Origin of the sequence: Dactylosporangium sp. NPDC051541 (assembly GCF_044454505.1) — a bacterium.
GTDB lineage: Bacteria > Actinomycetota > Actinomycetes > Mycobacteriales > Micromonosporaceae > Dactylosporangium.
On the sequence record NZ_JBITDU010000001.1, the window covers coordinates 1,727,996 to 1,748,246 of the forward strand.

Here is a 20,251-nt window from a genome sequence, read left to right on the forward strand (position 1 = left end):
CGCCCTTTGGGGACGGCCCGGGTTCGCGCAGAGCGAAAAAACGCAGAGCGAAAAACGATCGTTCAGTCGAGGTAGTCGCGCAGCACCTGCGAGCGGGACGGGTGCCGGAGCTTCGACATCGTCTTGGACTCGATCTGGCGGATGCGCTCGCGGGTCACGCCGTAGACCTGACCGATCTCGTCCAGCGTGCGCGGCTGGCCGTCGGTGAGGCCGAAGCGGAGCCGGACCACGCCCGCCTCGCGCTCCGAGAGCGTCTGCAGCACCTGCTGGAGCTGGTCCTGCAGGAGCGAGAACGAGACCGCGTCGACGGCCACGACCGCCTCGGAGTCCTCGATGAAGTCGCCCAGCTGGCTGTCGCCCTCGTCGCCGATGGTCTGGTCGAGGGAGATCGGCTCGCGGGCGTACTGCTGGATCTCCAGCACCTTCTCCGGCGTGATGTCCATCTCCTTGGCCAGCTCCTCCGGGGTGGGCTCGCGGCCCAGGTCCTGGAGCAGCTCCCGCTGGATGCGCCCGAGCTTGTTGATGACCTCGACCATGTGCACCGGGATGCGGATGGTGCGGGCCTGGTCGGCCATGGCGCGGGTGATGGCCTGGCGGATCCACCAGGTGGCGTAGGTGGAGAACTTGTAGCCCTTGGTGTAGTCGAGCTTCTCGACGGCCCGGATGAGGCCCAGGTTGCCTTCCTGGATGAGGTCCAGGAACGCCATGCCACGGCCCGTGTAGCGCTTGGCCAGCGAGACCACCAGGCGGAGGTTGGCCTCCAGCAGGTGGTTCTTGGCCCGCTCGCCGTCGCGGGAGATCCACAGGAAGTCGCGGCGGCCCGGCATCTGCATCGGCTCGCCGGCGTCCTCGGCCGCGCGGAGGCGCTCGGCCGCGTAGAGCCCGGCCTCGATCCGCTTGGCCAGCTCGACCTCCTGCTCGGCGTTGAGCAGGGGAACCTTGCCGATCTGCTTCAGATAGGCCCGGACCGAGTCGGCCGAGGCGGTGAGCTCGGCGTCGCGCCGGGCCTGCTTGAGCGCCTCGGACTCGTCGTCGTCCCACGCGAAGTCGTCGTCGGTGGCCGTGGCCTCCGCGTCGGCCTCGGCCGCCTGGGTCGCCTCGACCGGCTCGTCGACGACGACGTCCTCGATCTCGGCGGCCAGGGCGGCGTCGTCGATCTCCTCGAGCTCCGGCTCCTCGCCCGGCGCGGCCGGGTTGGCCGGGTCGGCGGCGCCGGCCGGGGACGCCTTCTTGGCGCCTTCCGGTGCGGCCTTCGCCGGCGCGGCCTTCTTCGCCGCCTTCTTGGCCGGCGCGGCCTTCTTCGCCGGTGCCCCGGCCGGAGCCGCGGCGGGTGCCGCGGCAGCCGCGGCGGATGCGGTTGGCGCCGTAGGCGCGGCCTTCTTCAACGGGACCTTCTTCGCCGCCGCCGGGTCCGGAACGGACTCGACGGCTGTCAGCGGCTTGGCAGCGGGTGCCTTGCGGGCCGGTGGCGCGGCCTTCGCGGTGGCCGCCTTGGATGCGGGAGTCGCCGAACGAGCCGCCGCTACCCGGCGCCGGCTGTTGGCGGAGTCGTCGACCACGACGGTGACGCCCGCCTCGGCCAGGCTCCGCAGCAGCTTCTTGGCGTGCGCTGGGGTCACGTCGGCGGTGTCGACCGCCTGCGCGACCTCCGCCGACGTCACGTGCCCGCCGTTGTTGGCGGCACGCGCGATCAGCGTGTCGGCGAGGGAACGTACGTCAACGCTGGGCTGGTGAGCTGCTGTCACGAACGACCTTCCGGTGCGATGAGCGAGCGACGGCCGGTGCGGCCGGGTTCGCGCACGGCGCGGCCGTGCTGAAGTGGCCGGGTTGCTTGTGTGGTGGCGCCCGTGTGGGCCGTGAGTCCGGGCGGATTCACGAACGACAGCGGGCAGCGCGTGAATTGTAACGCTCTCTCGCCCCAACATCCCCTCTTGAGGGTGCGGGACGCGCGTCTTGTGACCGAACGGATGGGCTCGGCGGGTCGCGAAGGGGCTTTGTAAGGATGGTGACCATGGAACAACCGGCCGATCTGCTGGCCCTCGCCGTCTCCGTCGCCCGAGCCGCCGGCGACCTGGCCAACCGCATGCGGGCCGACGGCGTGGACGCCGTCGCGACCAAGTCGACCGCGACCGACGTGGTCACCGCGGCCGACCGCGCGGTCGAACGACTTGTCCGCGACAAGCTCAAGGAGGCCCGGCCCGGCGATGTCGTGTTCGGGGAGGAGTTCGGCGGCGGGCAGGAGCGCGCGGCCGTGCGCTGGATCCTCGACCCGATCGACGGGACCGTGAACTACCTCTACAACATTCCGGTATACGCCGTCTCCCTGGCCGCCGAGGTCGACGGTCAGGTGGTGGCCGGGGTCGTGCTCAACGCCGCCACCGGGCGCGAGTGGACCGCGACCCGGGGCGGGGGCGCCTTCTGCGGCGGGCGCCGGCTGCGGGTCACCGGCGAGACCGACCTGGGCCAGGCGCTGGTCGGCACCGGGTTCGGCTACGCGGCCGAGCGGCGGCTGCACCAGGCCAGGGTGCTGCTCGGCCTCATCGGGCACGTCCGCGACGTCCGGCGGATCGGCGCGGCGTCGATCGACCTGTGCCTGGTCGCCGAGGGTGCCCTGGACGCGTACTACGAGAAGGGCCTCAACCCCTGGGACCACGCGGCCGGCGGGCTCGTCGCGGCCGAGGCGGGCGCCCTGGTGACCGGCCTGGACGGCAACCCGCCCGGCGCCGACATGGTGATCGCCGCCCCGCCCGCCCTGCACCCGCACCTGCACGACCTCCTCAGCAAACTCGACGCGTCCGGCGGCCCGTAGCCGATTCTGCAAGCCGAAACCTTGCGAAAAACGAATAACCGCAAAGCTGAAGAGCTGGACTCGGGTCCGCGGTGGGGCGCGCCGTCGCTCCCGCCAGACACCGGGAGGCCCTGGGGGGCCTCCCTGCCAGGTCCGCGATTGCGGACCTCAGAGAACCAGATCCGCTAATGCGGACCCGAAAAGCTAGATCCGCTAATGCGGACCTGAAAAACCAGATCCGCTGCTGCGGACCTCAACAACGTTCAAGAGCCCGCCTCCGCGGGCTCCAGAGCGAAGTCACGCGGAAAGCGGCTCAGCTGTCGTCTTTCGCGCAGGTGCCGGTCGGCAGTTGCGGGTTGCCGAGCGCGGCGATGGCCTGGTTGACCTCGGTCGTGGTCGGCAGCTGCTTGAACTTGCCGCCGAGGATGATCTCCACCTTGTCGTCGAGGCGGGCCTTGTCGAACTGGTCGTCGGCCCGGTCCAGGAAGTACGCGCGTACGAGCCAGGCCGCGCCGACGGTCGCGGGGCCGAAGCGGATGACCGCAACCTGGTTCTCCACCTTGTTCACCGGCGGGTTGGGGGCCGCGGTGACCACCTTGGCCTCCTTGAACTGGCGGCTGAGCAGGTCGCTGGCCACGTCCGAGGCGGTGCCCTGCCGGCTGGTGGCGTTGAACAGGGTGACCTTGACGTCCTGCTGCCGGGGCAGCTTCGCGTCGACCAGCACCGAGCCCTCGGGGCATTTGCCACCGTCCGCGGCCGGACCGCCCTGGTGGTCCTTCACCACCGCGACGATCACGAAGATCGCCGCGGCCACTATGAGGACGCCCACCACCGCGAGTGCCCTCACCCGCGCAAAACTCATGGCCCGCTCCCCGCGCCCACGCCGGGCGGCGCCATCCTGCGCCCGCCGGCATCAAAGTCCGTCACCAGAGAAGACGCTCTGGCTGCCGGAGAGGTTAGCGCCTGACCGGGAGAACCGCTGAAGTCCCCACCGGAGGTACCGCAAAGTTCCCACTCCCCGTTGCGTGACGACTGCCCACGGAAATCGGTCCGGGCGGGTATGGTCGCATCGCCGTGCGGCTGGCCGGCGAGCCCGAGTGACCCGGATGGTGCAAGATCGTTGTGTCGCCTCGGTCACAGTGGGAACAACTTTCCGCGAGCGGGCGTACAACAAACGCACAAGGGCGGTAAGGTACGCCGCCTTTGGACGTTGAAGACGACGTTGCTTCGGGCGCCCCAACCGACCCGGCGACACGAAAATGGGAGTGTGAACACCGATGGCCACCGACTACGACGCGCCGCGTCGCGACGAGGTCGACCTCGGGGAGGACAGCCTCGAGGAGCTCAAGTCCCGGCGGACCGACGCGCAGTCTGCGACCGTCGACGTCGATGACACCGATCTCGGCGAGAACTTCGAACTCCCGGGCGCCGACCTGGCCGACGAGGAAATGACGGTCAAGGTCCTGCCGATGCAGGTGGACGAGTTCCGCTGCTCGCGCTGCTTCCTGGTCCACCACCGCAGCCAGCTGGCGGCCGAGCGCAACGGGGAGCTGATCTGCCGCGAGTGCGCGTGAGCCCCGCCAGTTATCACGCGTGAGTGGCATCACGCCCGCGACCGGTGCGCAAGTGGCCGGTGCGCACAAGCCGGGCGTGTATGAGCCGGTGCGCACGGGGCCGACGTGCACAAGCCGGGCGTGTACGAGCCGGTGCGCACGGGGGCCGACGTGCACAAGCCGTGCACAAGCCGAGCGTGCATGAGGCCAGACGTGCATGACGCCGGTGTCATGCGGCAGGAAGCCGTGTCAGGCCCCGAGGGTGCCGGTGTGCATAAGCCGGGCGGGCACGAGGCGTGGCGGGCATGAGGCAGGCGTGCGTGCGGCCGGTGTCATGCGGCGGGGGAGCCGAGTCAGGCCCCGAAGGTGCCGGTGTGCACAAACCGGCGTGCATGGGGACGACGTGAAACGGGCATGAAAACGGCGGCTCCGCGCGGGTGATTTCGCGGGCGGAGTTGATCACGCGGAACTGGCGTCGGCGTGCTTCAGTTACTGAAGCGGCGATCGACTACCTGCGGAGGTTCACGATGGTCGAGCCGGTGCCTGCCGACGAGGCGGCCGAAAACGCACCCGTCCAGCCGGAAGGGCAGGTCGGACCAGGTTCACTGGCCGGCCCGGCGGACGATGCGGAACTTTCGCGGGCCGTGGTCGCGCTGACCGGTGACGACGTCCCGGTCAAGGAGCGCCGCCGCCTGCTGGGCCGCCTGGTCCGGCTGGAGGTCGGCGAGCGCGGCGTGCGGGACCTGTTCCGGCCCAAGAAGGCGCTGGGCTGGATCACCGACTCGGTGACCCGGGTCGCGCCGCACATCCCACTGCGGGACCTGGAGACGCTGCGGGCGCACTACAACGGCCTGGAGGGCGACGCCCTGGCCGACCGGCTCATCCGCAACGCGGCCCGGGTCACGGCCGGCATCGGCGCCGCCGGTGGCGGGGTGGCCGCGGTCGAGTGGGTCGCGACCCCGACCCTGCTCTCGGCGCCGGTCCTGCTGGCCGCCGAGACGGTCGCCGTGGTCGCGGTGGAGATGAAGCTGATCGGGGAGCTGCACGCGGTCTACGGCCGCCCGATCCCGGGCTCGGGGTCGCAGCGGGCGATCGCGCTGATCCAGGCCTGGGCCGAGCGCCGGGGCATCAACCCGCTGCGGGTCGGCGGCAGCGTCGCGGCCGCCATGGGCACCGCGCTGCGCAAAGAGCTACGCGACCGGCTGCTGAAGCGCTTCGGCCGCAACCTGAGCACCATGGGCCCCTTCCTGACCGGCGCGGCCGTAGGCGGCTTCCTGAACCGCCGGGCCACCCAGTCACTGGGCGCCGAGATCAGCAAGGACCTCAAAGGCCAGGGCCACCGGGTCATCGAGTCCTGAACCGGCCCGGCCCTCGGACCGCCACCCCCGAAGCCGGCCCGCGATCGATCGGACCGGCGCCAGACTTCGGAGCGGCGCCAGACCTGGGAGCGGCGCCAGACCTGGGAGCGACGCCAGACCTCGGACCGCCGAAACCGGAAGCAGGTCCAGATCCGCCTGAACCGGAGCCGTACGCCGCTCAAGCCCTCAGGCCGGTGCCGAACCACCTCAACCGGAACCGGACGCCGTCCAAGGCCTTCCGGCCGCTAGGAACGCCGTCCAGAGCCTTCCGGCGGCCTAGGTCTGTGCCGGGCCTCCGGCGCCTCCGGAAGCGACGCCCTGGGCCTGCCGGATCGCGGTCGCGAGGGCGTCCGGGCGGCGGGTGCTGATCAGCCAGTACGGGGTCGGGTCGGCGGCGTCGCGCACGTCCACCCGCAGGGCCGGGCCGATCCAGGGGCGCTGGATGACGAAGGCCTCCGGGTCGGCGTAGGGGCCGAGCAGGTCCTGCTTGTCCGTCGGGGCCAGCGGCGTCACCTCACCGACGTACCGCAGCGGGATGTGCGCGTCGTCGACCCGCAGCTCCCCGTTGGACACCTCGATGCGGATGCGGCCCAGCCACCACAGCCCGGCCACCGTCAGCGGCAGCAGCACCAGGTAGGCGACCCAGGTCGCCGCGCCCGGGGCGCCCAGCTTGACCTCGGCGGCCAGTGCGCCGGCGACGGCCACCGCGGGGAGCCAGAGCCACCACGACAGGCTGAGTCGCTCGCGGTACGGGTTGGGCTCGTGCATGCAGGCGAGGGTACGTGTAGGCGAGGGTACGTGTTCGCACCGGCATCGGACGGGGCAGGATGGCAGGCGAAGGAAAGGGGTTCATGGGATATGGACGTACTCGTGCGGCAGCTGGACCCGGATCTGCCGGTGCCCGCCTACTCGCACCCGGGCGACGCCGGTGCCGACCTGTACGCGGCGCAGGACGTGGAGCTGGGGCCGGGCGAGCGGGCGCTGGTGCGGACCGGGATCGCGATCGCGCTGCCGGAGGGGTATGTCGGCCTGGTGCACCCGCGCTCCGGGCTCGCCGCGAAGCTGGGCGTGTCGATCGTCAACGCCCCCGGGACGGTCGACTCCGGGTATCGGGGCGAAATCCTGGTGAACCTCATCAATCACGATCGAGTGATATCGGCGAAGATATCCCGGGGTGACCGAATTGCCCAGCTTGTGATCCAGCGCGTGGAGCGGGCACACTTCCACGTCGTCGACGACCTTCCCGATACTGTGCGCGGGGCCGGTGGCCACGGGTCCACCGGCGGGCATGCCGGGCTGGTCCCGGCAGCGCGGACTGCGGCCCCGGCCGCGAATTTGGAGGCAGAGCAGTGATCTTCTCGCGCAATCGCGGGAGCGGCCGGCACGCCAAGTCGGGCCCGCAGGGCGGCGACACCTTCGACCGTGACCTGGACCGCGACCTGGACGACGACCTCGACGCGGTCGAGGACGGCGAGCCGCGGGCCGGCAAGTCGGACCGGGTGGACGGCCCCTACGACGTCACCGAGGCCCCCGAAGGGATCGCCCAGCTCGACCTCGGCTCCCTGAAGGTGCCCGCGGTCGAGAACGTCGAGGTGCGGGTCCAGGCCGACAACGACGGCAAGATCCAGCAGATCGTCCTGGTCTTCGAGGAGAGCGCGCTCCAGCTGGGCGTGTTCGCCGCGCCGCGCAGCGAGGGCATCTGGGACGAGGTCCGGGCCGAGATCCGCAAGCAGCTGTTCAACGACGGCGTCGCGGCCGAGGAGGCCCAGGGCGACTACGGCACCGAGCTGCGGGCCCGGGTGCGGACCCCGGACGGCCTGACCGACATCCGCTTCGTCGGCGTCGACGGGCCCCGCTGGCTCGTGCGGGCCGTGTTCCAGGGCCCGGCCGCGATCGACCCGGAGGCCGCCCCGCCGCTGCTGGAGTGCCTGCGCAACCTCGTCGTCGACCGCGGCAACGAGGCCATGCCGGTGCGCGAGCCGCTGCCGCTGCACCTGCCCAAGGAGGTCACCGACGGCGAGGCCGGGGCCGCCGCCGGGGAGAACGCCGAGCCCAACGCCGGGTCCGCCGCCGACGGCGCGGATGGTAGCGGGTCGAGCCGCCGCAAGCCGTCACCAAGGCCACGTCGCAAGTAGGGAAAAAGCGCGTACCGTCGTAATGAGGGTGTCATGGCGGCCGAGGAAGGGTGGCACCGTCATCATGGCCACGGACAGTGAGAACGCGGTCGGGGAACGGGGCCTGCGGAAGTTCTTCCGCCGGCTGACCGCGAGCGACAGCGAGCTCGACGCGGAAGAACTGCAGCGCGACGCGCAGCAGTGCGGCAGCATGCCGGCGCTCACGTGCCGGCGCGGGCAGATCGTGAGTCTCAAGGGGCGGCTGCGCACGGTTGTTTACACGCCGCGCACCAATCTGCCGACCCTCGAGGCCGAGCTCTTCGACGGCAGCGACCTGGTCACACTGGTGTGGCTGGGCCGGCGGCACATCGCCGGCATCGAGCCCGGTCGAGCGATCACGGCGAAGGGGCGCATCGCGGTCCGCGATGGCCGTAAGGTGCTCTACAACCCGTATTACGAGCTCGACACACCCCGATGAACAGACCGCGATGCTGAACAGACCGTGATTGTGCAAAGACCGTGATTGTGCAATGACCGTGATGAGGACGGATGCAGCCAGGTAACCCAGGAAGCCCGACCAAACCCGCGGCCGAGGCGGACGAGGAGGAGCCGCTCCCGCCGTTCTCGGTGCAGATGGCGCAGCAGCTGGGCGGTGTGCGCGGACTCGTGGAGTCCAGCATCCCGATCACGCTGTTCATCGTGGTCAACTTCCTGGGCGACCACTTCAAGTGGTGGTCGCTGCAGACGTCGCTCATCATCGCGGTCGGCGCGGCCCTGTCCCTCGCCGTCTACCGCCTGGCCCGCCGCGAGCCGATCCGGCACGCGCTCAACGGCGTGTTCGGCATCGCGATCGGGGCCTACATCGCCTGGAAGAGCGGCGATGCCAAGGACGTCTACCTGCCCGGCATGCTGCTCACCGTCGGCTACGTCATCGGCATGCTCGGCTCGATCGCCCTCCGCCGGCCGCTGGTCGGCTGGCTGTGGTCGGTGACCCTGGACGGCGGCGCGACCCGCTGGTACGACAACACCCGCCTGCGCCGGGCCTTCATGTGGCTGACCGGCCTGTGGGCCCTCGTCTACGCGCTGAAGCTCGGCGTGCAGATCCTGATCTACCGGGACACCAGCGCCGACTCCGACGACCTGCTCGGCATCGCCCGCCTGGCCCTCGGCTGGCCTCCCTACGCCCTGCTGGCCGCCCTGACCGTCTGGCAGGCCCGCCGCATCCTCCGCGAAGAACCGGCCGAGCCGGCAGCCGAAGAGCCCGCCGAAGCGGACTCCTAAAGCTCCGCAGAGCTTTCGAGGCTTTCCGGGTCTTTTGGAAAGGTCCGCAATCGCGGATCTTGCTCTTTGCGGTCCGCGGATGCGGACTTGGCTTGTAGGTCCGCAATCGCGCGGACCTGGCAGGGAGGCCCCCAGGGCCGACCGCTGTCTGGCGGGAGCGGCGGTCGCGCCCACCGCGGACCCGAGTCAGGCCCTCGCTCTTTCCCCTGAAGCCGTTGGCCTTTACGAGGTTTGCCCCTTCTTGGAAATGCTGTCCTCGCCGAGAATCACCGCTCGCACGGTGTCTTCCATTTCGGAGGTCACGACGAAGACGAGTTCGTCGCCGGACTCCAGCGGGTCGTCCGGGGTCGGGACGAGGACGCGGCGGCCGCGCAGGATCGCGACCAGGGCCGCGTCGTGGGGGAGCGGCACGTCGCGGACCGGGTGGCCGACGTAGGGCGCGGTCTCCGGGAGCGTGATCTCGACCAGGTTGGCCTCGGACTGGCGGAACGTCATCAGCCGGACCAGGTCGCCGACCGACACCGCCTCCTCGACCAGGGCCGCCATGAGCCGCGGCTTGCTGACCGAGACGTCGACGCCCCACTGCTCGTTGAACAGCCACTCGTTCTCGGCCCGGTTGATCCGGGCGACGACCCGCGGCACCGCGAACTCGGTCTTCGCCAGCAGTGACACGACGAGGTTGACCTTGTCGTCGCCGGTCGCCGCGACCACCACGTCGCACGAGGACAGGTCGGCCTCCTGGAGGCTGGCCAGCTCGCAGGCGTCGGCCAGGATCCATTCCGCCGCCGGTACCCGCTCCGGGCGCACCATCTTCGGCACGCGCTCGATGAGCATGACCTGGTGGCCGTTGTCGACGAGCTCCTTGGCGATGGACCGGCCCACGTTGCCGGCCCCCGCGATCGCGATGCGCATGGTCAGTTGCCCCCTTCGGGCGCCGAGCCGGTGACCTTCGCCACAGCCGCCGACAGTTCGTCGGTCAGCAGCATGAAGGCCAGGTCACCGTCCTGCATCACGGTCGATTCGGTGGGCAGCATCGCCAGGCCGAAGCGCATGAGATAGGCCACTCGGGCGCCGCTGCGAGCCTCGAGCTGCTCGACGGTGTGCCCGATCCAGTCGGGGTGGAGCGGCACCTCGACGATCGACACGGTGCTCGTCGGGTCGCGCCAGACCTCGACGTTGCCCTCGGGGACCAGGTGGCGCAGCATCCGGTCGGCGGTCCAGCGCACGGTGGCGACGGTCGGGATGCCGAGGCGCTCGTAGACCTCGGCCCGCTTCGGGTCGTAGATGCGGGCCACGACCCGCTCCACGCCGAACGTCTCGCGGGCCACCCGGGCCGAGATGATGTTGGAGTTGTCGCCGGACGAGACGGCGGCGAAGGCGTCGGCCCGCTCGATGCCGGCCTGCAGCAGGACGTCGCGGTCGAAGCCGACCCCGGTGACGGTCGTGCCGTGGAACTCCCCGCCGAGGCGGCGGAAGGCGTCGGCGTCGACGTCGATCACCGCGATCGAATGTCCGCGCTGCTCGAGACTCTGCGCCAGCGTGGATCCCACGCGGCCACAGCCCATGATCACGACGTGCACGTCGGCGCCTCCGGTCCCCTGAAGCAGTCAGAGTCGAGGATGTCATGCGGGAAGGCGACCGGTGCAACGGGAGGCGGCGGTGCCCGTACGCTTAGGCGTCGTGGCCAGTCCCACCTCCCTCGCAAAGCGGCTGCTCCTGGGCCGACCGTTCCGTTCGGACCGGCTGAAACACACGCTGCTGCCCAAGCGCATCGCGCTACCGGTGTTCGCCTCCGACGCGCTGTCGTCGGTCGCCTACGCCCCGGATGAGATCCTGCTGACACTGTCGATCGCGGGCGCCACGGCGCTGACGATCTCGCCGTGGATTGGGCTCGCGGTCGCAGTGGTGATGCTCACAGTCGTCGCGAGCTACCGGCAGAACGTGCACGCGTATCCGTCCGGCGGCGGCGACTACGAGGTGGCCACGGTCAATCTCGGTCCGCGCTTCGGCGTGGCCGTGGCCAGCGCGCTGCTCGTGGACTACATCCTCACCGTGGCCGTCTCCACCGCCTCCGGCGTGGCCAACCTGGGCTCGGTCGTGCCGTGGGTGGCGACGCACAAGGTGGCGATCTCCATCATCGCCATCGCGATCCTCACGGCGCTGAACCTGCGCGGCATCCGGGAGTCGGGGGCGGCGTTCGCGATCCCGACCTACGGGTTCATGATCGTCATGATCGGCATGGTGATCACCGGGTTCTTCAAGATCTTCGTCCTCGGCGACGACCTGCGGGCGCCCAGCGCCGACCTGGTCATCCACGCCGAGCACACGAACATGAGCCAGCTGGCCATGGGTTTCCTGCTGCTGCGGACGTTCTCCTCGGGGTGTGCGGCGCTGACCGGCGTCGAGGCCATCTCCAACGGCGTGCCGGCGTTCAAGGAGCCCAAGAGCAAGAACGCGGCGACCACGCTGCTGCTGCTCGGGGCGATCTCGATCACCATGCTGCTGGGCATCATCCTGCTGGCCAACCGGACCGGGCTGAAGTTCGTCGAGGACCCGAGCCAGATCGAGAGCGGCCCGGCCAACTACGTGCAGAAGACGGTCACCACCCAGCTCGGGCAGACGGTCTTCGGGTCCGGGTCGATCCTGCTCTACGTCGTCGGCGTCATCACCGCGCTGATCCTGTTCCTGGCGGCCAACACCGCGTTCAACGGCTTCCCGGTGCTCGGCTCGATCCTGGCCCAGGACCGCTACCTGCCCCGGCAGCTGCACACCCGCGGCGACCGGCTGGCGTTCTCCAACGGCATCATCTTGCTCGCCCTGGCCGCGATGATCCTGATCATCGGGTTCAACGGCGAAGTGACAAGGCTCATTCAGCTGTACATCGTCGGCGTCTTCGTCTCCTTCACGCTCTCCCAGGCCGGCATGATCCGGCACTGGAACCGGCTGCTGCGCACGGTCCGCGACAAGCAGGCCCGCAACCGGATGATCCGGTCCCGGACGATCAACATGATCGGCCTCACGCTCACCGGCGCCGTGCTCATCGTCGTGCTGATCACGAAGTTCCTGCTCGGCGCCTACATCGCGATCATCGCCATGATCGTCATCTACTTCCTGATGGTCGGGATCAAGAAGCACTACGACACGGTCGCCCGGGAGCTGGAGCCCTCCGAGGTCCGGCCCGTGCTGCCGGCCCGCAACCACGCGATCGTGCTGGTCTCCAAGGTCCACCGCCCGACGCTGCGGGCCGTCGCCTACGCCCAGGCCACCCGGCCCGACTCGCTGACCGCGCTCACCGTCAACGTCGACGACCACGACACCCGGGCGCTGCAGGAGGAGTGGGAGCAGCGGGGCATCCCGGTCCCGCTGACCGTCGTCGACTCGCCCTACCGCGAGATCAACCGCCCGATCCTCGACTTCGTGCGCAACAAGCGCCAGCGCGCGCCGCGGGATGTCGTGACCGTGTTCATCCCCGAGTACGTCGTCGGCAAGTGGTGGGAGCACCTGCTGCACAACCAGAGCGCGCTGCGGCTCAAGGGCCGGCTGCTGTTCGAGCCGGGCGTGATGGTCACCAGCGTGCCGTGGCAGCTCAGCTCCATCGAGGGCGTCGACATCGACCGGATGGACGCCACGCTGAGCCGGGGCCCGAAGCGGGGGCCGCGCTCGTCGGCCACGCCCGAGTCGTGACGCAGAGCCACGCCCGGGCCGGGGCCGGGCTGCTCGAGGTCGAGGTCGGTGCGGTCGCGCACGGCGGGTTCTGCGTCGCCCGGCACGCCGGCCAGGTCGTGTTCGTCCGCCACGCGCTGCCGGGGGAGCGGGTCCTGGCCCGGGTCACCGAGGAGCGCAAGGGGTTCCTGCGGGCCGACGCGGTGGAGATCCTGCTGCCCTCGCCGGACCGGGTCATCCCGCCCTGCCCGTTCGCCGGCCCGGGCGCGTGCGGCGGGTGCGACTGGCAGCACGCGTCGTGGGAGGCGCAGCGCCGGCTGAAGGGGCAGGTGCTCGTCGAGCAGTTGCGGCGGCTCGGCGGGCTGAGCGATATTTCCGACATATCCGTTATGCCGCTGCCGGGCGGGCCGCTGTCCTGGCGGACCCGCGTGCAGTACGCCGTCGACGGCGAAGGCCGGGCCGGGTTCCACCCCCACCGCAGCTCCGACGTCATCCCGATCGACCGCTGCCGGATCGCCCACCCGGCCGTCCAGGCCCTGCCGATCACGGACCGCGAATGGCCACCGGGCTCGACCGTCGAGGCGGCCGCGTCGTCGGCCGGGGACACCGCGATCCTGCCCCGGGCCAACCGCACCGGGCCGCCGTCCGGCCCCGTCCCGCAGATCCGGGAGCGCGCGGCCGGGCACGAGTGGCGCCTCGCCGCGGGCGGGTTCTGGCAGGTGCACCCGCACGCCGTCGAGGCGTTCACGGCCACGGTGCTCGAGCAGCTCGCACCCGAGGCGGCCGAGCGGGCCTGGGACCTCTACGGCGGCGCGGGCGTGTTCGCCGCCGCCCTGGCCCCGCACTGCGGCCCGGTCACGGTCGTCGAGGCCGACGCGCGCGCGGTCGCGGCCGGCCGCCGGGCCCTGCGCGACCTCACCAACGTGACGTTCGCCCGCGGCGACGTGGCCCAGGTCCTGGCCAACCCGCGCTGGCGGCGGGTCGACCTGGTCGTCCTGGACCCGCCGCGCTCGGGCGCGGGCCGCGCCGTGGTGGAGGCGATCGCCGCCCGGTCGCCGCGGGCCGTGTCGTACGTGGCCTGCGACCCGGCCGCCTTCGCCCGCGACGTGCGCACGTTCGGCGAGCTCGGCTACGACCTGACCGCCGTCCGCGCGTACGACAGCTTCCCGATGACCATGCACTTCGAGACCATCGGCCTGCTCACCCCGCGCTAGGACGGCCCCCGGACAGTCCTAGGACCGCCGCTGCAGCGTCCGCGCGTAGTCCTGGAACCGGGCCTTGGCGATAACCTTGCGGTCCGGGGTGCGGAACACGATGCCCTCCGCGCGCCCGCGCGTGCCGTCCAGACCGACCAGCGTCTCCGGCAGGCGCGACGTGAGCAGCTCCCGCATCCCCTCGATCGACGTCGGCAGCGCGTCCGCGCGGAACAGCCGCGGTGTCAGCTCCAGCCGCGCGGTCGCGGCCAGGTCCTGGAGCCGCTCCTCGTCCGCGTACGGCTGGCCGCCCGCCTCCCGCCAGGCCGAGATCTGCGCCTGGGGCCAGGTCAGCGCGGTCGCCCAATTCTCGAGCAGGACCACGTCGAACAGGCGCCAGCCGAAGCGGGCCGAGTCCTTCGTGTACTGCTTGGCCGCGCCGCCGACCTTGCCGCCGTACAGCTCCAGGCAGTAGACGTGGATGCCGCCGTCGTGGACCGCGATGAGCCGGTCCGCGACCGCGCGCAGCTGCTCGACGATGCCCAGCGCCGGATTGCCGATCAGGTCACCGCGCGCGTAGAGCAGCTCCTCCCGCGAGCCGATCAGATAGTTGCCGTCGGGCAACAGCACCAGGCGACTATTGGTGCCGTCCACCTTCTCGGTCGCGATGACGTCGCCGGGGAACGCGGTCGCGGACTCGAGCAGGCCGCCGTTACGGGGGTCGAGTTCGTGGTAGGTCGGGATCGACGGGTACTTCGTCGGCGAGTTCAACGCCCGGAGATCCGCCGCCCGCAGGTCGAAGCGAGTCATCCGGCCAGGATGGGCGAAAGAAAAACAAACAACGAGCCATTTTTCCGGGGGTACGGTCGCCGCCTACACAAACGCGAAGGCGGGTGAAACCAATCATGGCGAAGCTCAATGTGCGCAAGATGCGCGCGGCGGTCGGGCGCGGCCCGGTCGCGGGGCCGGCGCGGGTGGCCGGTCCGACCTACGAGGGCGGCGCCGGGTATGCCCGCGACCTCAAGTCGGAGCTGTTCCTGCTGGCCGTGACCAACATGGTCGGCGAGCAGACGTTCTACGAGCGGGCCGGCGAGCGCGACGAGCGGTACTCCCGCCTGGTCCGCGCGGCCGCGGTCGCGGACCCGGACTGGACCGGGCGCTTCCTGGCGTGGCTGCGCGGGGGCGCGAACCTGCGCACCGCCGCCGTTGTCGGAGCGGCCGAGTTCGTCCAGGGGCGGCTCGCGGCCGCTGCGCCGGCGAACGGCGAGAACCGCAAGGTGGTCGCGGACGTCCTGCAGCGCGCCGACGAGCCGGGGGAGCTGCTGGCGTACTGGATGTCGCGGTACGGCCGGGCCGTCCCGAAGCCCGTCAAGCGCGGCATCGCCGACGCCGTACAGCGCCTCTACACCGAGCGCAACCTGCTGAAGTACGACACCGCGAGCCACGCGTTCCGGTTCGGCGACGTCATCGACCTCACGCACCCGGGCCCGGCCGCGCCGTGGCAGGGCGACCTGTTCGCCTACGCGCTCGGGCGCCGGCACGGCCGCGAGGACCTGCCGGTGCCGGAGTCCCTGGCCGTCATCGCCGCGAACGAGCGGCTGCGCGCGGACGCGGCGGGCGACCCGGCGGTCCTGCTGGACGCCGACCGGCTCCGCGCGGCCGGTATGACCTGGGAGGACGCGCTGTCCATGAGTGGCGGGACGACGCTGGACAAGGCGGCCCTGTGGACCGCGCTGCTGCCGTCGATGGGCTACATGGCGCGGCTGCGTAACCTGCGCAACTTCGACCAGGCCGGGGTGGCCGACGGCGCGGCGGCCCCGGTCGCGGCCGAGCTGGCCGACCCGGAGCGGGTCGCGCGGTCGCGGCAGCTGCCGATGCGGTTCCTGTCGGCCTACCGGGCGGCGCCGTCGCTGCGCTGGAGCTGGGCGCTGGACCAGGCGCTGACGGCGAGCCTGGCCAACGTGCCGGCGCTGCCGGGGCGGACGCTGGTGCTCATCGACACGTCGGGCTCGATGCACTCCACGTTCTCCCGCGACGGCACGCTGATGCGCTGGGACGCGGCGGTGGTCTTCGGCGTGGCCCTGGGCACCCGGTGCGCGGGCGCGGACGTGGTGTCGTTCTCGACCGGCTCGACGGTGTTCAAGCTGCGCAAGGGCGAGTCGGTGCTGAAGGCGATCGAGCGGTTCCGGGCCGAGGGGCACTTCCACGGCCAGGGCACCAACACGGCCACGGCGGTGCGCAAGCACTTCAAGGGCCACGACCGGGTGGTGATCCTGACCGACGAGCAGGCGTCCTACGACGGGTCGGTGTCGGACGCGGTACCGGCGACGGTCCCGATCTTCACCTGGAACCTGGCCGGCTACCGGCTCGGGCACACGCCCGCGACGGCGAACCGCTGGACGTTCGGCGGCCTGTCCGACGCCGGCTTCGGGATGATCCCGCTGCTGGAGGCCGGGCGTCACGGCGACTGGCCCTTCTGACCGGCGTGCGGCACCGGCGAAGCGCGGCACCGTAGACTCCCCCTGTCTTGATGGGCAGGGGGAGTCTCTGGTGGCAACGCAGACGCTGCGGGCGCGGCTTTCCGGCGGTGCGCCGCTGGTCGCGGTCAGCTTCGGCGACGAGGACGCCGCGGGCCACGCCGCGCGGGCCCGGGATCTCGGGGTCGACCTGGCCGAGCTGCGCATCGACTGGCATCGCAGCGTCGAGCCGGCCGACGTGCTGGCCGCGATCGCGCCGTTCCGGGCGGCGGGCCTGCCGACCCTGGCCACGATCAGGTCGAAGGCCGAGGGTGGATACTGGCCCGGCGACGACGCGGCCCGCCTGCGCCTGTTCGAGGCCGTCGTGCCCGCGGTCGACGCGGTCGACGTCGAGCTCTCCTCCGATGCCGTCCTGCCCGGGGTGGTCGCGGCCGCGCGGGCCGCTGATGTGCCGGTGATCGTGTCGTTCCACGACTTCGACGAGACGCCGGACGCGGACGTCCTGCGGGCGAAGGTGGCGAGCGCGCAGGCCGCCGGGGCCGACGTCGTGAAGATCAGCACGATGACGCACGGGTCCGAGGACCTCAGGGTGCTCGCCGGGCTGCTGCTGCAGTACCCCCGGATGATTGTCATTGGTATGGGCGCCGAGGGGGCCGGGTCCCGCGTCCTGTTCCCGCTGCTCGGGTCGCGCGTCACGTATTCGGCCATCGGTGGTCGTCCGGCCCCGGGGCAGCTGCCGTTCGAGGAGACGAAGCGGCTGCTGACGCTGTTCTCGCCGGAGTACGGGGCGCAGGCATGAGCGGTACGCAGCGGAGCGGAGTGGCCGCGAATCATAGGCACAGGGTGGAGCTCGGGCCGGCGCCGGAGCCTGCGGAGGCGACGGCATGAGCTATCCGTATGACCCGGCGGAGGAGGAGCGGCCGCGGCGGGACCCGTGGCGGGCGCTGCGCAAGACGGTCGCGCAGATCGTCGTCGTGTTCACGATTCCGTTCGTGTTCGCGATCGGCCGGGCCGTGCTCGGGCTCACCAAGCTCAAGGTCGACCGCGGCCCGGCCGACTGGACGGTCTGGGGCATCGGGGTGGCGCTGATGGTGGCCGCGGCCGCGCTGGCGATCCAGGCGCTGCGCGGCAAGGCGCCGGCCGCGCTCGGTGAGCGGGCGGCGTGGGTGGCCGGCGGCGTGTGGCTGCTCGGACTGGTGTGCACCGTCGTCTACTCGCAGATGGTGCCGGCCCCGACCCGCTGAGCGGGGACCGGTCAGCGGGATTGGCGGGGGACCTCTATCTTCTTGAGGCGAGCGGCAGCGCGCGGATCGCGAAGACGGAGGAGTCATGACCCAGCCCCCGACCACGCCCGGACCGGACGAGCCGGTGGTCCCGCCGCAGGAGCCTCCGGCCGGGCCGCCCGGGCCACCTCCGGCCGGACCGCCGCCGCCCCCGGCCGAGCTGCGGCCCGCGGCCTATGACCCGTCCCAGGCCTACGTCGTGTATCAGGCGCCGACGCCCGAGTATCAGTACGGCGTCCCGGCCGGCGGCTACGGCATCCCGCTGTCCACCGCCCAGGCCGGGTTCGACCCCATGATCAGCCCGGACTACAGCGGCTGGTGGCAGCGCAGCATCACGATCTTCAAGGGTGCCTGGAAGCAGCTCGCGATCCTGCAGCTCATCGGGTTTGTGCTGACCCTCGCGGTGGTCATCCCGGAGGCCATCTGGAGCCTGCGGGTGACCGCCGACTTCATCGACACCGCCAACTCGTCCGAGAGCGCACCGTCGCTGACGCCGCTGCTCGCCCCGTTCCTCCTGCTGTTCCTCGGCGCGGTGGTGGCGGGGATGGTCGGCAGCCTGATCACGGTGGCCGGCAACCAGATCGCGGTCACTGTCGCGGCCGGGCAGCCGCCGCGTCTCGGGCCCGCGTTCGCCCTGGCCGTGCGCCGGTTCCTGCCGCTGTGGGGCTGGAGCCTGCTGGCCGCGCTCATGATGCTGGTCGGGTTCTGCCTGTGCGTCCTGCCCGGCATCTACCTCTACGCGGTGTTCGTGATCCTGCCCGCGGTCGTCACGTTCGAGCGCGGCTCGGGGGCGATCTCCCGCTGCTTCCAGCTGTTCCACCGCGACTTCGGCAGCGCGATCGCCCGGATCGCGACCATCATCGGCCTGTCCCTGCTGGTCGGCGTCATCTCCTACCTGGTCGGGCAGATCATCGAGACGGCCATGGGCGGCACCGAGTCGGCGTCGTTCGGGACCGGGCCGGCGTCGAACGTCGCGCTCACCTCGACCGTGATCACCGCGATCGTCGTGAGCCGGCTCGTCACGACCCTGCTGGAGGCGGCGGTGAAGCTGTTCACCGACGTCCTCACCGTGACCGCCTACGCGGATCTGCGGGCCGGGACCGACCCCGGGCTGACCACCGCGCACCTGGCCGCCGAGGCCGGCGTCCCGGTCGCTCCGGTGTCGCAGTGGTTGGCGCCACCGCCCACCGCGATCTGAGCGCTCCGGAAAACCGAAGGCGTTTTGGCGGTACTGCATCAAAGGCCCGATTTGTCGGAGAATACTGCTAGGCATGGGAGTCAGCCGGAGGGGTCTGCTCGCCGCCGGGATCGCGGCGCTGGCCCTGCCCGGCTGCGGCGGCGGTGGGTCCACCGGGGCGGAGCCGGACCGCAAGGTCGAGGTGTTCTCGTGGTGGGCCGGACCGGGGGAGAAGGAGGGCCTGGAAGCCCTCGTCGCCGACTTCGCCCGCAACAACCCCGGCGTCGCCTTCGACAACGCGGCCGTGGCCGGCGGGGCCGGCACCATCGCCAAGACCGTGCTCGCCACCCGCCTGCAGAACGACGACCCGCCCGACTCCTACCAGGCGCACGCCGGGCGGGAGCTCACCGAGGACATCAAGGCCGGCTACGTCGAGGACCTGCGTGACCTGTACGAGGAGCAGGGCTGGCTGGACAAGCTGCCCGGCGGCCTCGTCCAGGCGATCACCGTGAACGGGGCCATCTACTGCGTGCCCGTCAACATCCACCGGTCCAACCTGCTCTGGTACAGCCCCAAGACGCTGGCCACGCTCGGTCTCACACCCCCGGCGACCTGGGCCGACTTCCTGACCCAGGCCGACGCGATCGCGAAGAAGGGCCTGACGCCGCTGTCGATCGGGCCGGGCTGGACGCAGAAGCACCTGCTGGAGAACGTCCTGCTCGGGACCCTGGGCGCGCAGACCTACGCCGAGCTGTGGACGGGCGGCACCGACTGGTCGAGCCCGGCCGTGCTGACCGCGCTGCGGCTGTTCACCGACGTGCTCGCCCGCTCCGACATCGCCACGCCGGCCGGGGACTGGCAGCCCGCGCTGGACAAGGTGATCGGCGGGGGCGCCGCGTACAACCTCATGGGCGACTGGGCCGACGCCTACCTGCGGACGAAAAGCCTGGTGTTCACGGAGGGTTACGGCGTCGTGGCGAGCCCGGGGACGGACGGGATCTACAACTTCCTGTCCGACTCCTTCACGCTCCCGCGCGGCGCCCCGCACGCCGGCGCGGCCCGGAAATGGCTGGTCGAGTGCGGTTCGGTGGGCGGGCAGGACGCGTTCAACCCGCAGAAGGGCTCCGTGCCCGCGCGGACCGACACCGACCGGGCGAAGTACACGGGCTATCTGGCGGCCGCGGTGGCCGAATGGGCCGACGCCGCCACCCGGGTGGTGGGCTCGCTCACCCACGGGGTGGTCGCGGACACCGCCTGGAACGCGACGATCGACACCGCTTTGACGGCATTCGTGCAGGATCGGGACGCGGCCAAGTTCGCGCAGGCCGTGGCGGCCGGCCGGACTGTTTCCTGACTGAGGCCGG

20 protein-coding genes are annotated in these 20,251 nt (G+C 71.3%); 14 read left to right on the top strand and 6 right to left on the bottom strand.

From position 1 onward, the window contains the following. Positions 1-62: 62 nt before the first annotated feature. Positions 63-1,745, bottom strand: a complete 1,683-nt coding sequence (locus ACIA8L_RS07815; RefSeq protein ID WP_395901538.1) for an RNA polymerase sigma factor — start codon at positions 1,743-1,745, stop codon at positions 63-65. A gap of 266 nt (positions 1,746-2,011) precedes the next feature. On the opposite strand from ACIA8L_RS07815, the gene ACIA8L_RS07820 reads away from it, so the two are divergent. Beyond that, the gene (locus ACIA8L_RS07820) at positions 2,012-2,809 is read left to right on the top strand and encodes an inositol monophosphatase family protein (RefSeq protein ID WP_395901540.1); all 798 of its coding nucleotides are present in this window, start codon (positions 2,012-2,014) and stop codon (positions 2,807-2,809) included. Between the two features lie 292 nt (positions 2,810-3,101). Here ACIA8L_RS07820 and ACIA8L_RS07825 read toward each other — a convergent pair whose 3' ends face one another. Further along, entirely contained in the window at positions 3,102-3,650 is a 549-nt protein-coding gene (locus ACIA8L_RS07825; protein WP_395901542.1) for a LytR C-terminal domain-containing protein, read from the bottom strand. Positions 3,651-4,065: 415 nt separating this feature from the next. Between ACIA8L_RS07825 and ACIA8L_RS07830 the strand changes: the two genes are divergently transcribed. Then, positions 4,066-4,362, top strand: a complete 297-nt coding sequence (locus ACIA8L_RS07830) for a DUF4193 domain-containing protein (protein WP_395901544.1) — start codon at positions 4,066-4,068, stop codon at positions 4,360-4,362. Between the two features lie 506 nt (positions 4,363-4,868). Next, a complete protein-coding gene (locus ACIA8L_RS07835; protein WP_395901546.1) occupies positions 4,869-5,699 on the top strand; it encodes a hypothetical protein in 831 nt (276 codons plus the stop codon). A 276-nt stretch (positions 5,700-5,975) separates the two neighbouring features. Here ACIA8L_RS07835 and ACIA8L_RS07840 read toward each other — a convergent pair whose 3' ends face one another. Then, complete coding sequence (locus ACIA8L_RS07840) at positions 5,976-6,467, bottom strand: DUF3093 domain-containing protein (protein ID WP_395901548.1); 492 nt, start codon at positions 6,465-6,467, stop codon at positions 5,976-5,978. A 90-nt stretch (positions 6,468-6,557) separates the two neighbouring features. Here ACIA8L_RS07840 and dut point away from each other — a divergent pair, with 90 nt between their 5' ends. From dut to ACIA8L_RS07860, 4 genes are all read left to right on the top strand, one after another. Further along, positions 6,558-7,052 (top strand): dUTP diphosphatase, encoded by a 495-nt coding sequence (gene dut, locus ACIA8L_RS07845; protein ID WP_395901549.1) that lies wholly within the window; start codon positions 6,558-6,560, stop codon positions 7,050-7,052. Beyond that, the gene (locus tag ACIA8L_RS07850; RefSeq protein WP_395901551.1) at positions 7,049-7,834 is read left to right on the top strand and encodes a DUF3710 domain-containing protein; all 786 of its coding nucleotides are present in this window, start codon (positions 7,049-7,051) and stop codon (positions 7,832-7,834) included. The genes dut and ACIA8L_RS07850 overlap by 4 nt, the downstream gene beginning before the upstream one ends. Before the next feature lie 64 nt (positions 7,835-7,898). After that, positions 7,899-8,291 carry an OB-fold nucleic acid binding domain-containing protein gene (locus tag ACIA8L_RS07855; RefSeq protein ID WP_395901553.1) on the top strand — a complete coding sequence of 131 codons (393 nt, stop codon included), beginning with the start codon at positions 7,899-7,901 and terminating at the stop codon, positions 8,289-8,291. A 71-nt stretch (positions 8,292-8,362) separates the two neighbouring features. After that, positions 8,363-9,094 carry a DUF3159 domain-containing protein gene (locus tag ACIA8L_RS07860; protein WP_395901555.1) on the top strand — a complete coding sequence of 244 codons (732 nt, stop codon included), beginning with the start codon at positions 8,363-8,365 and terminating at the stop codon, positions 9,092-9,094. A gap of 222 nt (positions 9,095-9,316) precedes the next feature. Here the strand turns inward: ACIA8L_RS07860 and ACIA8L_RS07865 are convergent, their stop codons facing one another. Then, positions 9,317-10,012, bottom strand: coding sequence for a potassium channel family protein (locus tag ACIA8L_RS07865; RefSeq protein WP_395901790.1), 696 nt, complete (start codon positions 10,010-10,012; stop codon positions 9,317-9,319). Then, positions 10,009-10,674: a potassium channel family protein gene (locus ACIA8L_RS07870; protein ID WP_395901557.1), complete on the bottom strand. Its 666-nt coding sequence runs from the start codon at positions 10,672-10,674 to the stop codon at positions 10,009-10,011. Before ACIA8L_RS07870 ends, ACIA8L_RS07865 begins: the two co-directional genes overlap by 4 nt. A 100-nt stretch (positions 10,675-10,774) precedes the next feature. On the opposite strand from ACIA8L_RS07870, the gene ACIA8L_RS07875 reads away from it, so the two are divergent. Continuing rightward, on the top strand, positions 10,775-12,778 hold the full coding sequence (locus tag ACIA8L_RS07875; RefSeq protein WP_395901559.1) for an APC family permease: 2,004 nt from the start codon (positions 10,775-10,777) through the stop codon (positions 12,776-12,778). After that, the gene (locus ACIA8L_RS07880) at positions 12,775-13,971 is read left to right on the top strand and encodes a class I SAM-dependent RNA methyltransferase (RefSeq protein WP_395901561.1); all 1,197 of its coding nucleotides are present in this window, start codon (positions 12,775-12,777) and stop codon (positions 13,969-13,971) included. Before ACIA8L_RS07875 ends, ACIA8L_RS07880 begins: the two co-directional genes overlap by 4 nt. An 18-nt stretch (positions 13,972-13,989) precedes the next feature. Here the strand turns inward: ACIA8L_RS07880 and ACIA8L_RS07885 are convergent, their stop codons facing one another. After that, positions 13,990-14,760: an RNA ligase family protein gene (locus ACIA8L_RS07885; RefSeq protein WP_395901563.1), complete on the bottom strand. Its 771-nt coding sequence runs from the start codon at positions 14,758-14,760 to the stop codon at positions 13,990-13,992. A 95-nt stretch (positions 14,761-14,855) separates the two neighbouring features. Between ACIA8L_RS07885 and ACIA8L_RS07890 the strand changes: the two genes are divergently transcribed. From ACIA8L_RS07890 to ACIA8L_RS07910, 5 genes are all read left to right on the top strand, one after another. Then, positions 14,856-16,430, top strand: coding sequence for a TROVE domain-containing protein (locus tag ACIA8L_RS07890; RefSeq protein WP_395901565.1), 1,575 nt, complete (start codon positions 14,856-14,858; stop codon positions 16,428-16,430). A 70-nt stretch (positions 16,431-16,500) separates the two neighbouring features. Continuing rightward, complete coding sequence (locus tag ACIA8L_RS07895) at positions 16,501-17,226, top strand: type I 3-dehydroquinate dehydratase (protein WP_395901567.1); 726 nt, start codon at positions 16,501-16,503, stop codon at positions 17,224-17,226. A gap of 85 nt (positions 17,227-17,311) precedes the next feature. Then, positions 17,312-17,671 (top strand): hypothetical protein, encoded by a 360-nt coding sequence (locus ACIA8L_RS07900; RefSeq protein WP_395901569.1) that lies wholly within the window; start codon positions 17,312-17,314, stop codon positions 17,669-17,671. 85 nt (positions 17,672-17,756) lie between these two features. Beyond that, a complete protein-coding gene (locus tag ACIA8L_RS07905) occupies positions 17,757-18,908 on the top strand; it encodes a hypothetical protein (RefSeq protein WP_395901571.1) in 1,152 nt (383 codons plus the stop codon). 73 nt (positions 18,909-18,981) lie between these two features. After that, positions 18,982-20,241 (top strand): ABC transporter substrate-binding protein, encoded by a 1,260-nt coding sequence (locus ACIA8L_RS07910; protein ID WP_395901573.1) that lies wholly within the window; start codon positions 18,982-18,984, stop codon positions 20,239-20,241. Positions 20,242-20,251 lie beyond the last annotated feature (10 nt).